The 16545-nt window shown below is 43.6% G+C and carries 9 protein-coding genes; 3 read left to right on the forward strand and 6 right to left on the reverse strand.

Annotated features, from left to right (window positions below):
• Positions 1 to 47: 47 nt before the first annotated feature.
• On the forward strand, positions 48 to 572 hold the full coding sequence (locus IRJ18_RS20165) for an HdeD family acid-resistance protein (RefSeq protein ID WP_194108083.1): 525 nt from the start codon (positions 48 to 50) through the stop codon (positions 570 to 572).
• A gap of 31 nt (positions 573 to 603) precedes the next feature.
• On the opposite strand, the gene recQ is transcribed toward IRJ18_RS20165, so the two are convergent.
• Complete coding sequence (recQ, locus tag IRJ18_RS20170; RefSeq protein ID WP_194108084.1) at positions 604 to 2760, reverse strand: DNA helicase RecQ; 2157 nt, start codon at positions 2758 to 2760, stop codon at positions 604 to 606.
• Positions 2761 to 2974: 214 nt separating this feature from the next.
• On the opposite strand from recQ, the gene IRJ18_RS20175 reads away from it, so the two are divergent.
• Entirely contained in the window at positions 2975 to 5479 is a 2505-nt protein-coding gene (locus IRJ18_RS20175) for a M14 family metallopeptidase (protein ID WP_194108085.1), read from the forward strand.
• Positions 5480 to 5629: 150 nt separating this feature from the next.
• Here the strand turns inward: IRJ18_RS20175 and IRJ18_RS20180 are convergent, their stop codons facing one another.
• The 5 genes from IRJ18_RS20180 to IRJ18_RS20200 all read right to left on the reverse strand — a co-directional run bounded on the left by IRJ18_RS20180 (position 5630) and on the right by IRJ18_RS20200 (position 13153).
• Complete coding sequence (locus IRJ18_RS20180; protein WP_194108086.1) at positions 5630 to 8026, reverse strand: outer membrane beta-barrel family protein; 2397 nt, start codon at positions 8024 to 8026, stop codon at positions 5630 to 5632.
• 298 nt (positions 8027 to 8324) lie between these two features.
• The gene (locus IRJ18_RS20185) at positions 8325 to 10778 is read right to left on the reverse strand and encodes an outer membrane beta-barrel family protein (RefSeq protein WP_194108087.1); all 2454 of its coding nucleotides are present in this window, start codon (positions 10776 to 10778) and stop codon (positions 8325 to 8327) included.
• Between the two features lie 158 nt (positions 10779 to 10936).
• Positions 10937 to 11152, reverse strand: a complete 216-nt coding sequence (locus tag IRJ18_RS20190) for a hypothetical protein (RefSeq protein WP_194108088.1) — start codon at positions 11150 to 11152, stop codon at positions 10937 to 10939.
• The gene (locus IRJ18_RS20195; protein ID WP_194108089.1) at positions 11149 to 12795 is read right to left on the reverse strand and encodes a PspC domain-containing protein; all 1647 of its coding nucleotides are present in this window, start codon (positions 12793 to 12795) and stop codon (positions 11149 to 11151) included. Before IRJ18_RS20195 ends, IRJ18_RS20190 begins: the two co-directional genes overlap by 4 nt.
• 13 nt (positions 12796 to 12808) lie before the next feature.
• Positions 12809 to 13153 (reverse strand): PadR family transcriptional regulator, encoded by a 345-nt coding sequence (locus IRJ18_RS20200; protein ID WP_194108090.1) that lies wholly within the window; start codon positions 13151 to 13153, stop codon positions 12809 to 12811.
• Positions 13154 to 13339: 186 nt separating this feature from the next.
• Between IRJ18_RS20200 and IRJ18_RS20205 the strand changes: the two genes are divergently transcribed.
• Entirely contained in the window at positions 13340 to 16543 is a 3204-nt protein-coding gene (locus tag IRJ18_RS20205; RefSeq protein WP_194108091.1) for a SusC/RagA family TonB-linked outer membrane protein, read from the forward strand.
• The last annotated feature ends 2 nt before the right edge of the window (positions 16544 to 16545 follow it).

The raw sequence follows: 16545 nt of genomic DNA on the forward strand, positions 1-16545 counted from the left end.
AAAACCATTTCTATCATTTTCAGTTTGATATAAAAAAGCTCAATCACATGGAAATTACGCTTGACCGCAGCCTGCGCCTTTGGTGGGTGTTTATAATACGAGGGTTGTTATTTATAGCCCTGGGGGTGTATCTGTTTGCCAAACCGGCCAGTGGCTTTGTGGCGCTGGGTTTCTCGTTCGGCCTTATTATACTTTTAGCCGGCGTAGCCGAATTGTTGCGCGCCTACCGCGATTACGGTACGGGCAACCGCGGCTGGCATTTATTTGCCGGACTGACAGACCTGCTGCTGGGCCTTATCCTGATGAGCCATTTGGCGGCAAGTTTAGTGGTGTTGCGCATCATCATAGGGTTTTATTTTCTGTTTAAAGGGATTACGGTGCTGGCTTACCGCAAACATGGCAACGCAGCGGTGCTGATATTGGGCGCCATTGTGATATTGTTATTTGTTGGGATGATATGGTTTAACCCGGTGTTTGGTTCAATGACCATTTTAATTTGGACCGCTATGGCATTTGTAGTAACCGGTGTGTTGAATGTAATGCTGGGACTAAGGCTAAGGCCACGAAACTAATGTAGGTACGCGGTCAATAACTTATCATCCTTTAATGTAAAAAGCGGCGGGTGAACTGCTCTCTATTCATCCACGCTACAACCGCTTTAATTTCGGTATAACTATAATCATCGCCTAAAATTTCTTTTAGCGGGGCCAGGCGTTCGGCGCCGTAGCTTTCAATGGCATCGGTAATGGTGGGTATTTTACTTTCGGCTACGAAGGTGGTTACTTCCAGTTCGCCGGTTTGTATAAACTGGTAAAGATGGTTTTCAATAGTCTGCGGGTTAAGTTCGCGCAGTTGGGCTATTTCGGCAATTGTTTTGCCTTGTTTATATAATTCAAAGCTATCGTTACGGGTGTTTTTACTGCTTGTTTTGATGGCTTTGCGCTCGCGCTTTACGGGGCGGTTTTTTATTTGCGATACCAGCCCCTTTTCATCACAATAATTTACAACGGTGGTTAAAAACAGCTCGCCATATTTAGCCAGTTTCACCTCGCCAAAGCCCGAGATATATTTTAGTTCGTCCATACTTTGCGGCAGATAGGTAGCCAGTTCCAGCAAAGTAGCATCCGACAGGATGATATAGGCCGGCACATTTTCCTGGTTGGCAATTTCCGTGCGGATGGTTTTTAGACGGGATAACAGTTCGGCTTCGTGTGGTAATGCTTCGTGATGCTCTTCTTCGGTGGTTTGGCTTAACGTGAGTTCAACAGTTTGCTGACCCTTTAAAACGGCTTCACTTTTATTGGTCAGCATTAAAACAGGGTAAGCGCCATCGGATACCTTTAGGTAACCAAGAGTGATCAATTCGCGCAGGTAACGCTGCCAGTCGGCTTTGCTCAAATCGGCACCAATGCCATAAGTTTTTAGTTGTTTATGTTCGGGGCGAAGTTTCGAGTTGTTCGATCCGCGCAAAATATCTATCACATAGCCGCTGCCAAACGATTCTTTTAACCGCGCTACGGCCGACAGTGCTTTTTGGGCGATGAGTGTTCCGTCAAACTTTTGATAATCGCTCAGGCACACATCACAGCTGCCGCAGGTGTCGGGGAAACTCTCGTTAAAGTAATTCAGCAGATATTTGCGTCGACAGGTAGTCAGCTGGCAAAACTTTACCATATCATCCAGTTTGCGTAGCATAATGCGGCTTTGGTCTTCGTTACCTTCAATACGGGCAAAGTTTTGCAGCTTGAAGGCATCGCCCGGCGAATAAAATAGTAACGCGTCAGATGGCAGGCCGTCACGACCGGCCCTGCCGGTTTCCTGGTAATAACCCTCAATGTTTTTTGGCAGGTCCATATGCACCACCCAGCGCACGTTCGATTTATTGATACCCATACCGAAGGCGATGGTAGCCACAATAATGCGCACCTCATCGCGCAGAAAAGCTTCCTGGTTGCGGGCCTTAATATCGTTACTTAAACCCGCATGGTAAGCTTCGGCAAGGAAGCCTTCTTTTTTTAGTTGCGCTGCCAAATCTTCTGTCGATTGCCGCGACAAACAGTAGATAATCCCTGAATCATCTTTATGTTGATCCAAAAAGGCCAGCAACTGGTTCAGGCTGTTCTTTTTAGGCGTAACGGTGTATGTAATATTTGCCCGGTTAAATGATGATACAAACTGCGCGGGGTTATGCAAGGCGAGTTTCTCCAATATATCCTTACGGGTTAGCTGATCGGCAGTGGCGGTTAGCGCAATTACCGGTATAGCCGGGAAGGCATCTTTCAAACCTGCCAGCATCAGGTATTCAGGGCGGAAATCGTGCCCCCAGTGCGATATACAATGCGCCTCATCTATCGCGATAAGCGAGACCTTTAACGATTGCAAAAACTCGGTTAAGCGGTTGCCGGTTTTAAACAAACGCTCGGGTGCCAGGTATAGCAACTTTATTTCATTGTTTTTTAAGCGGCTTATGATAGCCTGCTGCTCGCCGCTGCTTTGGGTCGAATTCAAATAAGCCGCGGGGATACCGGTTACGTTCAGCGCATCAACCTGGTCTTTCATCAAGGCAATAAGTGGGGAGATCACAATTGTCAGTCCGTCCAGCAATACCGCAGGCAATTGGTAACAAAGCGATTTACCCCCGCCGGTAGGCATTAGCACCATAGCATCGCCGCCGTTTAATACCTGCCGGATAATTTCTTCCTGCTTGTGACGGAATTCGCTGTAACCGTAATATTTTTGAAGCGCCTGTGCGGGTGTCATGGGTTTAGATGTGCAAATTTGAAGATATGCAAATGTGCGGATTTTGAGCGGGAGTTTTATCGCGTCATGCCGAACTTGTTTCGGCATCTCATCTGCAAAGTATAATAACATAGGTAACCTACACAATGGGATGCCGAAACAAGTTCGGCATGACGGTCAGTATGTTACAGACTGTAGTTTATCCCAATAAATCTTATTAAATTAGCTTTTACGTATGATTAAAAAATTACTCTCATTTATCTTATTCCTAACCGTTTACAGCCTGGCTGGGGCGCAGTCGCTGCAGTCGCCGTCCGAGTTTCTGGGCTATAAGCTGGGCACGCATTTTACCTTTCACTCGCGTATTGCCGAGTATTTCAGGTATGTGGCGCAAAACTCTAAAAACGTAAAGTTGCTGCAATACGGCATCACTAACGAAGGTCGCCCGCTGATGACTATGTTTATCGGTTCGGAAGAGAATATTAACCGTTTGGATGCCATCCGCAAATACAACCTGTCGTTAGCGGGGCTGGAAAAAAGCCCGGCCATTAACAATCCGCCGGTTATTGTGTGGTTAAGTTATAATGTGCATGGTAATGAACCATCATCAAGCGAAGCGGCTATGCAGGCACTGTTTGATCTGGCCGACCCGGCTAATACCCGTACTCAGCCCTGGTTAAAAAACACGGTAGTAGCGATAGACCCCTGCCTTAACCCCGATGGGCGCGACCGCTACGTAAACTATTACAACCAGGTGGGCGATATGATACCCGACGCCAGTAATGCCTCGCGCGAGCATACCGAACCTTGGCCTGGCGGGCGGGTGAACCACTATTATTTTGATTTGAACCGAGACTGGGCCTGGCAGGTTCAAAAAGAAACACAGGCGCGCGTGGGTTTATTTAATCAATGGCTGCCGCAGATCCATGTTGATTTTCACGAACAGGGGTATAACAGCCCTTACTATTTTGCTCCGGCTGCCGAACCTTTCCACCGGGTAATTACCAGCTGGCAGCGCGAATTTCAAACCACCATTGGTAAAAACAACGCTAAATATTTCGACCAGAATGGCTGGATGTATTTTACCCGCGAGGAGTTTGACCTGCTATATCCATCGTATGGCGATACTTACCCGCTCTATAACGGTTCCATCGGGATGACCTATGAGCAGGGCGGTATTAGCGGCGGACTGGCAGTGCTAACCAAAAGCGGCGATACGCTGACCCTGGCCGACAGGATAGAGCACCATTTATCAAATAGTTTAAGTACGGTAGAGATAGCGTCGCTGAACGCGCAAAAAGTATTAGCTGAATACAAAAAGTTTTTTGACGACAGCCGTACCAACCCATCGGGCGAGTATAAAACCTATGTAGTTAAAAATGAGAATAAAGATAAGATAGCGGCGCTTGCCAAATTATTGGATAGGAATAACATTCAGTATGCCTTCGGCTTAAATAAGCCGGTGCTTAGCGGCTATAATTACTTCACAGCCAAATCAGAACCATTTAATATTACCGCCGATGATATGGTCATTAATGCCTATCAGCCAAAATCGGTATTGCTGAATGTATTGTTCGAACCCAAAACCTTTGTGGCCGATTCGAATACGTATGATATTACGGCATGGTCCTTACCTTACGCTTATGGGTTAAAAGCCTACGGTGTAAAGGAATCTATAAAAGGTATTGAAACCAATTACACCCACACCACCGAAGCCCCAATGGATGCCACCAAAGCCTATGCTTATGTGGGCGGCTGGCAATCAATAGAGGATGTGAAGTTTTTAGCGGCCCTGCTAAAAAAAGGCGTTAAAGTGCGCTATGCCGAAAATGCTTTTGAAACGAGCGGTAAAAAGTTTAGCGCGGGGTCGCTTATCATCACCAAAGCGGGCAATAGCCGGTCTGACTTTGATCAGGTGGTAGTGCAAACGGCCAATATGTTTGGGCGCAGGCTGGTGCCGCTTAATTCGGGTTTTGTAGATAAGGGTGCGGATATCGGGTCGAAAGAAGTGCACTTTATCAGTAAGCCCCGTGTAATGCTGCTAAGTAACGAGGGCACCAATTCGGAGGCGATGGGCGAAATATGGCATTTTTTTGAACAGCAAATAGGTTACCCGGTAACGCTGGTGCGCTATCAGGATATGGGCCGGGTAAAACTGGCAGATTTTGACGTACTGATCGTTCCTGATGGGAATTACAATGAATTACCGGCTGATAAATTACAGGCTTGGGTACGCGACGGCGGTAAATTAATAGTAATGGGCGATGCTATCGGTCAGTTGGGCGATAAGAAAGGGTTCGCAGCGGTAAAAAAGGATAAAAAGGACGAAAAAGACGAAAGTAAAACTAAAAAAGTACAAGAAGTTAGAATTTACAGCGAGCGTGAACACGAGGCCTTGCGTTCGACAGTACCGGGCGCCATCTACCGCATGAAACTGGATAACAGTCACCCGCTGGGCTTTGGTTTGCCAAACTATTACTACACGCTAAAGCTTGACGATAATATTTACGAACTATTGGGCGATAACGGCTGGAATGTAGGAACCATAAAGAAAGACGCCTATGTCGCGGGCTTTGTAGGCCAGAAAAGCAAAGCCAAAATTGCCGACGGCATGCTGCTTGGCGTGCAAAACTTGGGCCGCGGCACGGTAGTTTATATGGTTGACGATCCCCTGTTCCGTGAGTTTTGGGAGAATGGCAAGCTGCTGTTTAGCAACGCGGTGTTTATGGTAGGGCAGTAAGAAGCCCCCAGCCCCCTGAAGGGGAGTTATAAAGCCTAAAGAACTAAACGAAAGAGGTGTCCCGATTTAAATCTGAACACCTCTTTTTCATTTGCATATCTGCACATTTTCTCATTTGCACATTATTCCCCCTTCAGGGGGCCGGGGGGCTTAACCTTTCCCTGCCCTGTTGCTTTCGTCGTCGGCGCCGGTTTGGTGTTGACGGGCTTTTATTTTATTGTTACCGAAGTTGTAAGTGAATGTTAACCGACTAACACGTGTCTCGCCCTTTTGAGTTATTTGCAGGTTAACCGATTGGTACATGCTGTTTACATTGTTGGTGCGTGTATTAAATATATCACTTACCGAGAATTTGATGTTTGCCTTTTTGTTGGCAAAAGAGTGACTGATACCGCCATCTATATTATACTGCGGGCGTACATCGTAAATACCGACTTTAATATCCGATTTATAGTTAGTTAATATTTCCAACCGATAGCCTTTAATAAAGGTAAAGGTTTGGGTAGTGCGGAACTGGTAAGCAAGCTGGCCAACGTTTAGTTTAGCCCCCAGCAAATTGTTTGCTTTATTAAGCAGGTAAAACGTATTCAGGTTAACATTGCCGCTCCACCAATTATTAATAGTATAAGGCGAATTGATATTTAACCCGTAAGCATCCTGTGCATCTAAGTTCAGGTTGGTTTGGAAGGTGGCCTTTTTAACGGCATCTGTCAAAATTATCTGTGTAATTACGTCGCTGGTATGGCTGTAATTCAGGTTTACGTTTATCGTATTATTCCAGGTGTAATGCAGTTCAAACGCATGGGTATACTGTGGCTTCAAGAAAGGGTTACCCTGTACGTAAGTTAACGAATCTAAATAAAACACAAATGGGTTCAGGTTATCATAACTTGGCCTATCGATACGGCGACTGTAGGAAAACCCAATTTCATTCCTTTTAGATAAGGTGTGGTTAACAAAAAAGCTTGGAAAAAAATCAATGTAATTGCGCGGTACAGGCGGCGTCCCGGCCAGGGTAGCTAACGACGTAGTATATTCGGCGCGTACGCCAATTTGTGCAGATGTTTTTTTCCAGGTTTTGCCCAGGTTAGCATAACCCGCGTCAATTTTCTCCTGGTAAACAAAGTGATTGGTGCGGGTAGCATCATTTACATAAACACCTGCGCCGTTTTGCCTTTGCGCCTGCAAATTGTTATCGGTTTTTACATCGCTGAATTTCGCGCCTGTTTCTAATTTTAACGATTTGCTGAAAGGGTAAGCGTAATCGGCCTTAGCGGTGCGGATATCAATAACCGATGGTGACTGGTTGCGCAAAAATACCGGCGCTTGTGATTGCTGTCCGTTGGGTTTATAACTATAAGTAGCATACGCGGCATTATTGGTATTGCTGAACTTGGCATAATCCAGGTCGATACCTAACGACTGGCCCAGGGTATCTATCTGCCAGCGATCGTTAACGTTGGCGGCAAAGTTTTTATAGTGCTGATGCGATTCGGATGTGCTGTTTAACAAAGCGTTGGTGACATCCAATGTTTTACCTATGTAGGTTACGGTAGGTAAATTATCTACACGGGTATTATCATAGCCATTCACAATAAAGCCTACGGTGTTGTGCTTGGTTAGATCGTAATCGGCCCCAACACGATAGCTGTTGTTATGGTTAGTGTTTTGCATGGGCGTATATTGGTTGAAATAGGTAAGCGAGCCAACGCTATCAACCACGCGGCGGATATTCAGATTTTGCAGGTTACTATTATCGTTATGGCTAAAAGTGCCAAACATGTTCAGTTTACCATCTTTATGGTTCAGCGACAGGTTTTGATTGTCTTTCCACGTGTGACCGTAGGCAACACCGGTAGTGATGCTACCGCTGCTGCCCACTTCGCGATTTTTCTTTAAGCGGATATTGATAATACCCGAATTGCCCGAAGCATCATATTTAGCTGATGGGTTAGTGATCAGTTCTATGGCGGCAATATTGGTACCATCGGTAGAACGCAGTAGCGTGGCCAGTTGCGCTGACGATAGGTAAGTAAGCTTATCGTTTATCATTACGGTTACGCCGCTTTTGCCATTCAGGCTAATATTGTCATCCTTGTCAATGCTTACGCCGGGCGCGCGTTCCAGTATCTCCATAGCCGAGTTACCTGCAGCCAATACACTATTCTCCACGTTCATTACTGTACGGTCGAGTTTGCGTTCAATTAGCGGTCGTGCCGATTGGATGTTTACTGTTTTTAATGCCTGCGCCGAAGATTGCATGCTGATGGCGGGCACGGTCACATTATTTCCGCTTACTGTAAATGGCTTGCTTAAGCCTTTGTTGTAACCAACCGCGCTTATTTTAATGATATAGTTACCGTTGGCTATGTTGGTAAGTGCGTATACACCGGCTTCGTTACCAAGCGCCCCTTTTACTATCGCGGAATCTTTGGTACGCAGCAAGCTAACGGTAGCAAATTCAACAGGTTTATTTTCAGTAGTAACAATGCTCCCCGTAATTTTGGCGGCCGGTTTTATAGCCTGGGCAAAACTTATCGTGGGCATAAATGCAAGTAGCAGTATATATATAAGATATAGTTTATTGGTAAATGGTTTCATTATTAAGTGTGTATAAGTGTATAATTTTGACAATAGTTATCCTTTAAGATTTTTTCGTCTTTTTAAATTGTTTATTAAAGCTTTTATTAAACCGGCGCAGAACTGGGCCGTAACCGGATTTTGTTATTAAGATGCAGAAATGTACCCCAAGGTTACACCGGAACGAAAAAAAATCCCGGCTACATGCGTAACCGGGATTTTTTATAAATATATCAGCCTGTTTCAATAGGCTTGCGGATGTGTATTAGTTACCTCCGCCAACACGGCTCTTTTCTGCGTCGGCGCCGGTTTGATGCTGGCGGGCTTTTATTTTGTTGTTGCCAAAGCTGTAGGTAAAGGTGAGGCGGGTAACCCGGCTTTCGTTTTTCTGGTGTACTTCCAGGTTTACCGATTGATACATGCTGGTTACATTATTGCGGCGGGTATTGAATATGTCGCTCATGTTCAGCTTAATATTTGCCCTCTTGTTAGCAAAGCTATGACTAACACCTGCATCGGCAGTATATTGTTCCTTCATATTAAATATGCCATTTGTACGTGCCGAACGGTATACGCCGGTGACTTCTATACGGTAGCCTTTAATAAAGGTAAGGTTTTGTGTAGCCCTGGCCTGGTAGGCAAAAGAGCCATCGTTTAAGTTAGCCCCCAGTAAGCCGTTCGATTCAAACTTATTGTAAAACATATTCACGTTAGCATTACCTGTCCACCACTTGGCAATAGTATAAGGCGAACTGAAATTCATGCTGTACGAGTTTTGCACCTGTAAGTTCAAATTGGTTTGATATGATGCCTTTTTAACGGTATCGGTCAGGATGATCTGGTTAATTACATCGGTAGTGTGGCTATAGTTTAATGCCACGTTGATGGTTTTGTTCCAGGTATAGTCAACTTCAAGTGCGTGGGTGTATTGCGGCTTCAGGAACGGGTTACCCTGCTGGTAAGTGTATTTGTCCAAATAAAATACAAATGGATTAAGGCTGCCATAATCAGGGCGGTCGATACGGCGGCTATAAGAGAAGCCGATATCGTTCTTTTTATTGATGCTATGATTGATAAATACACTTGGGAAAAAGTCCAGATAATGCTTCACCACTGGCGGACTGTTAACCAGGTAGCCGTTAGATGTAGTGTACTCGGCCCTGACACCCAACTGGAATGAGGTGTTCTTATAGCTTTTACCCAGGTTAACATAACCCGCGTCAATCTTTTCCTGGTAAATAAAGTGGTTTGTCCGGCTTGGGTCGTTTACATAATTACCGGAAGCATTGCGTAATTCAGCTAATAAATTATTGTCAGTTTTTACATTACTGAACTTTGCGCCGGCTTCAAGTTTCAATGTTTTTGAAAATGGATAAGTATAATCGGCCTTAGCGGTGCGTATATTAATAATAGATGGCGATTGGTTGCGCAGGTACTCGGCTTGTTTTAACGAACCGTTAGCGAAATAGATACTATTCAGGTAATTGGCATTCACTTCGTTATTAAAGCGGGAATAATCCAAATCGATGCTTAATTCCTGGCCAAGGGTGTCTATTTGCCAGCGATCGTTCATGTTGGCGGCAAAGTTGGTATAATGCTGTAAGCTTTGCGAATTGCTTTTCAGCGATGAATCGCCTACTGCTATAGTTTTTCCAATACGTGTTGCGCTGCTGCTGCTATCGCTTTCGAAATTAGTATAGCCATTTACTACAAAACCAATGGTGTTCTTTTTGGAAAGATCGTAGTCGGCCCCTACACGGTAGTTGTTATAATGATTTGGAGAGATTAAGCGACTATTTTGATCGAAATAAGTGCTCCCGGCCGATTGTTGTACCACGCGTTTAATATTAATATTGTTTTCGCGGTTCTCATCATTGTGACTAATGTTGGTATAGATATTCAATTTCCCTTCTTTGTGATTTAAAGAAAGACTCTCGTTATCCTTCCAGAATATCCCGTAACCAGCTCCTGCGGTAAGCGTACCACTGGTACCAACCTGGCGGTTCTTTTTTAGTTTGATATTAATAATACCCGAATTGCCTGATGCATCATACTTAGCTGATGGGTTAGTGATTAGTTCTATAGTAGCGATGTTATTGCCATCAGTTGAACGTAGCAGTGTAGCTAATTGTGCTGATGACAGGTAGGTTAACTTGTCATTTATCATTACCGTGACACCATTTTTGCCATTAAGACTAATGTTGTCATCTTTATCAATGCTTATACCGGGCGCGCGCTCCAATATATCCATAGCCGAATTGCCGGCTGCCAATGCGCTGTTTTCTACGTTCATAACCATGCGGTCAAGTTTGCGCTCAAGTAATGGTTTCGCGGTTTGAATATTTACGGTTTTTAATGTTTTTGCCGATGCCCGGACACTTATAGCTGGTACGGTAAACGTAGCTGGTGCATTTACAGCAATGGTTTTACTTACGCCTTTAGTGTATCCAACCGCGGTAGCCTTAACCACGTAATTGCCCGGGACAATATTATTTAATGTATAGGTGCCTTTGTCTGTGCCCAGCGTGCCTTTAACTACCGACGAGTCTTTGGCGCGTAATAAGCTTACTGTGGCAAATTCAACCGGTTTATTTTCGGCGGTAATAATGCTGCCTGTAATTTTTGCCGAAGGTTTTGGGCCCTGGGCAAACCCTGCTGCTGGCAGCAAAGCCAATAGCAGTATATATATAAGGTGTAATTTATTTGTGAATGGTTTCATTTTGAGTGATTTATAAGTGTATAATTTTGGCAATAGTTATCCTGTTAAAGATTTTTTGTCTTTTTAAAAACTTGATATTAAAAGATTAATAAACCGGAGCAGAACTGGGCCGTAACCGGATTTGTATTATGATGCAGAAATGCAGTACCTGGTTACGCCTATTTAAAAAAAGTTAAAACAGGTAATAATTTCTCGGTAACATCATTAATAAAATAAAAATGGAAACTGCCGTCGCGCTTTATGGGCGTATCCATAACCTGTTTGCCTGCGGGAATGGTACCTGCGTGTGTTGTTGCCTTAAAACAATTGCTGCATAAGGGAATAATAACCCCGCTGACCAGCAGCAGGGCTATATATTTCAATTGGGTTTTCATTGTTCATTTTTTGTGGTATCGGCTTTTATGGCCAGCGTGTCAATTTTGCATTGTAACCCGCCTTCGGTCATAATAAATGGGGCCGGTGCAGATTGGTCAAGCTTATTGTTCTCCTGGCAATCGTACACATTAATACCGTCCAGGTAGCGGTCCATCTCGCGGTCAATAACCAGTTTACTGTTCAATGGCACTTTAAGGGTAAGCCTAACCTCCTGTCCGCGCCATGCTTTGTTATGTGGCAGCTGTATGTGGCGGTCAAAGGTCAACACGCTGTCTTTCTGGGTAAAATGATAGGTAATGTCCTGCGCGTTTTGTAAAGCATCGGCGTAGTCGCGCCCACGCGCCCTGAATGATTCTACTAATACAGGTTGGGTTACATCGCTGCGTTCAATGCTAATGCTCACATTGTTCGGCATATTGTTGTCATCCCAATCGTTGTTATACTCATTATCGTCAACTATGATCCTGCCGGCTACCGAGTGTTTCAGGTCCAGCTTGGCGCTATCCTCAGCAGTAAGGTATTTTACGTCGTTTACTTTCAGATAGTACGTGTTTTTAGCATTAGGTACAATATTAACTGTCTGGTTCATTTTACCACCCGAGCGGAATTCGGCTGCTATTTGGATGCTGTAATAAACCACCACAAATAGTGATACCAGCCAGGCTGCCAATAAAGTGAAACCTGTAGTACGGCCAACAGTTGTACGGTTGAATACCAGGCGACTTGCCAGCAAGGCCATACCTATTAAAGGGATGAACAATAACAAGAATCCGCACAGCATAAAAGGCATATTATACTCGTGGTTTAACATGCTGAATGGAAAAACATGCACTATATTCCGCTGCCCGTAAGCAAAGAAAGTGAACATACCTACGATTAATGCTATGGTAAACCCTATACAGGCCAGCATAATAGCAATACCCAGCAGCTTGATAAGCACTTTACCGGCACCGCCAAGAAAAGAACGCAGATGGTCGAAGAAATCGCCGGCAAAGTCGCGTGTCTTATAAATAAAAGGCTTTGCCTCGCTGTGCAGGTTGTTTACCGAACCTTGTACGCCCTTTAATTCATATTCAAAGTTGCGTTTAAAGCCTTGCAGGTCCAGCGGCTCGCCTTTCATGGCCATGCGGTCGGCGCGGGTAATAGCTTTTGGTACTACTATCCATAAAATAATGTATAGGAACAAGCCTGTGCCGAAAAAGCAAAACGCCACAGCAAATGCCAACCGTATCCAAACAGGCTGTATATCAAAATAATTAGCAATACCAGCGCACACACCTGCCGCCAGATGATCGTCCGGATCGCGGAAAAGGCGGCGATTTTGGGTAGCTTGCGTATAGGCGGCATGGCTGGGGGCTTGCGGGCCGTCCTCATCTGCCGAAGCAAAATCCTCAACTGTACCCATTTGGCTTATCACCGTTTGCACATCCTGCTCAACAATTACCTGTTTATTTTCCTGTGCAAGTAATTCGTTAAACATCTCAGCAATGCGGTTTTCAATATCTGTAGTGATCTCCAGGCTATCTGCCGAATCAAGGAAATGCCTTTTTACATCTGTCATGTAATTCTTTAGCACTTCGTAAGCATCCTCTTCTATATGGAAAACGATGCCGTTTATATTTATGATGATAGTTTTATTCATGATTTTGTTAATGTTAAGCGTTGGGGTTGTTTCTTCCTTCAATAGATGTTTGTACGGCAAAGGCCAGTTCCTGCCAGGTAGTATCCAGCTGGCTAAGTACGTTCCTGCCTTCATCGGATAGCGTGTAATACTTACGTGGCGGCCCCGAAACCGACTCGACCCAGTTATAGGTAAGCAAGCCATTGTTTTTTAAACGGGTAAGCAGCGGGTACAGAGTACCCTCAACTACAAGCAGTTGGGCTTTTTTTAGCTCAGCAATAATGTCTGATGCATATATTTCGCCCTTAGCTATAATGGAAAGTATGCAATACTCCAGTATTCCTTTCCGCATTTGGGTTTGTGTGTTTTCTACAATCATAATACAAAGATATATGTTTTAGATTGTATTATGCAATACATAGTACTAAATATTTTAAATTTTGTTAATTATCAATATAAAAAAGAGTTGATTTTTAACATTTTTTAACAAAAAATTTCTCTTGTTATTAATTTAATATTACTTTTAGAATTAATTAACTAAGTATTAACTGATCTTATTATTAACATGAAAAAACTTCTACTAGCAAGTTTGTGCTTTCTCGTGCTGTGCTCCAGCCAGGTGTTTGCACAAAACCGAACTGTTACTGGTACTGTAAAGGCAAAGGAGGATGGCTTGCCGCTTCCTGGTGCTTCAATCGTGGTTAAAGGAACATCTTTCGGTACACAAACCAATGGAGATGGCAAATTCTCCATCAGCGTACCACCAAGAGCAACGTTATCTATATCGTTTACAGGTTACAAAACCGTAGAGGTTCCTGTACCCGCAAACAACGTAGTGAGTGTGACGCTGGAAGCTTCAGCGAACCAATTAAGTGAAGTTGTAATTAATACCGCTTTTGGTGTTAAGAAAACTTCAGGTAGTTTGGGTTACACCGCCACAACTATTGGAACCAAAGAGTTGACCCAGAGTGGCGCAACAAATTTCACTAACGGCTTAACTGCTAAGGTGGCTGGTTTGGTGGTTACCACAGGAGATAACGGTATCGACCCGCAAACCCGTTTTATATTACGGGGTAATCGTCACATTAATGGCAACAACTTTGCGTTAGTAGTACTTAATGGTGTGCCAATTTCACCAAATGATGTGAATACTTTAAACCCTGATGATATTGAAAGCACCGACATTTTGAACGGGCCATCTGCATCAGCTCTTTACGGTTCTGAAGCTTCAAATGGTGTTATCGTTATTACCACTAAAAAAGGTTCCCGTTCAGGTGCTCCGCAAATTAACGTAACCAGCACTTACCAGTTAGAGAAATTAGCTTATTTTCCTAAACTGCAAACACGTTTTGGCAGTTATGGTGGTGAAGGTGTTCCGTTTGCTGATGCTGTTACCGGTTTCATTACCAGTGTACCTGGATACGAAAACCAATCTTACGGCCCGGCTTATGATGGGCACATGGAAGTATTAGGTATACCTTTGCAGGATGGAACTGTACAGAAATATCCTTATGCTACACCTTCGGTTGATCCGCGTTATGCATTTTTTCAAACAGGCCATAGTGCAACGCAAAACGTGTCTTATGCCCAGGGTGATAATGTTAACGGCTTTAATATTTCTGCCAACCATTTAGACAGAACAAATCCAACTCCCGGCGAAAAGTATACACGTAACATTGTACGTGTAAGTGCTAACCGTACTTATGGTATATTTAAGGCAGATTTCACCGCCAGCTATACCAGCGCTTATACCAACCTTAGTCCATACAATGTTTACAGCACGTTGTTAAATACGCCAAGTTGGGCACCGCTGCAAAATTTTCAGGATATCACTGCGCCGTTTGCTGACCGCAGTACTTTCTTTAATTCTTATGATGTTAACCCCTACGCCGGCTTGCATGATAATCGTACTAACCGTCGCTTAGATGCATTTAATGGTAGCTTTACCGGTACATTAACCCCGACTAAATGGGTTGATATAACCTATCGTTTAGCTGATAACCTTGGCAATATTACATCTCAAAATACCGTAGCGCAAATTAATTACTCTGACTATGCGCTATCTGATCCAGGAGGCACAGGTAACAGGGCTTCATCTGCAGGTGTACCGCTTGTTCCGGGTAACGTAACAAACACTACTCAGTTTGGTGACGGTTCGTTCTTTGCTAACAACTCTAGTATAGCGGGCCCGCAAGGTTACTCTCGTTTAACGCAAGACATTATTGCAAGTTTTCATCATGATTTTTTTACCGATTTTAAAACTAACCTGCGTGTAGGTAACACTATCTGGCAAGAGTATGGTAATCAAATAAGTAATAGCACTACAAATTTGCTGATAGAGAACTTTTATAATATTGCGTTTGCTTCTGGTATACCTTCAACTGGTGTTATTACCGGAAAAATACGTCAAATAGCTTATTTTGGAGATTTAAGTGTTGGTTACAAGGATTGGGCTAATATTGAAGGTACTTTAAGAAATGAGCATGATTCGCGCCTTAACGATGCTAACCGCTCAATCTGGTTCCCTTCAGTAAATGCATCAGTTATATTAACCAACGCATTGCCAATGTTAAAAGGCAACAAAGTTATTAACTACTTAAAAGTAAGGGGCAGTTACGCACAAGTGGGTGATGTTAACGTAAATCCATACGGCTATATACCAACCAGTTACAGTGTTGCAACCAATTTCCCTTATGGTAGCTTAGCCGGTTTATCGTTAAATACTACCTTAAATAACCCCAACCTAAAACCCGAAATTACCAAAGAAGTTGAAGTTGGTGTTGATTTTGGCTTTCTTGATAGCCGTATTAATGGTAGCGTAACTTACTACAATGATCATACTACCAATCAAACTATCGGGATTAATACCACCCCATCAATTGGTTATCAAAACACTTTGGTTAACGTGGGCGATATGCAGAATAACGGTTTCGAATTTAAACTGGACGTAGATGCCTTGCAACAACAAAGAAATAAATTTGGTTTATCATTTGGTGGTAACTTAGCTATCCAGGATTCAAAGGTAATTTCATTACTTAACGGCTTAAATTCAGTATCCATAGGTAGTAACGAGCAGGCTTTGGTGGGATCACCTTTCCCAGTATTAGTTGCTAATGATGTAGCCCGCGATCCGCAAGGCCACGTTATTGTTAGCGCTACAACGGGCTATCCTTCAACCGCTGCTGCCCTGGTTAATTTGGGCCGTATGACACCTAAATATATTTTAGGCTTAAATCAAAGATTGACCTACAAATTTATGACCCTGAATTTAGTAGAAGAATTCCGCACAGGTAACGTATTTTATGACGGTACAGAGCGTTCTGCTACTATTGCAGGTTCTTCGGCGTTTTCAGCGACAAATGGCCGCGAACGTTTTGTATTCCCAAATTCAGTAATCAATACTGGTACTACTGCAGCACCGGTTTATGTTCCTAATACCAATGTAGCCGTTCGGGATGGTAACTTACTATTCTGGGATAGCGGTTCATTTTATACTGTTGCAAGTACTTATACTACCAGCGCTGCATTTTGGAAATTACGTGAAGCAAACCTTGAATTTAATGTTACACAACTGGTTAAAAAAACCAAGGCAATTAAAAGAGCTTCAATTGCCATTAATGGCCGTAACCTGCTGATGATAGTACCAGCCTCTAACAGGTTCCATACCGATCCTGAGTTTGGAGGGACAGGTAATGCTACAGGTTCACAAAGCACTTCACAGCTTCCGCCATCAAGATTTTTTGGAGCTACTTTAAATCTTACATTTTAATC

This window comes from Mucilaginibacter boryungensis (assembly GCF_015221995.1).
Taxonomy (GTDB): domain Bacteria; phylum Bacteroidota; class Bacteroidia; order Sphingobacteriales; family Sphingobacteriaceae; genus Mucilaginibacter; species Mucilaginibacter boryungensis.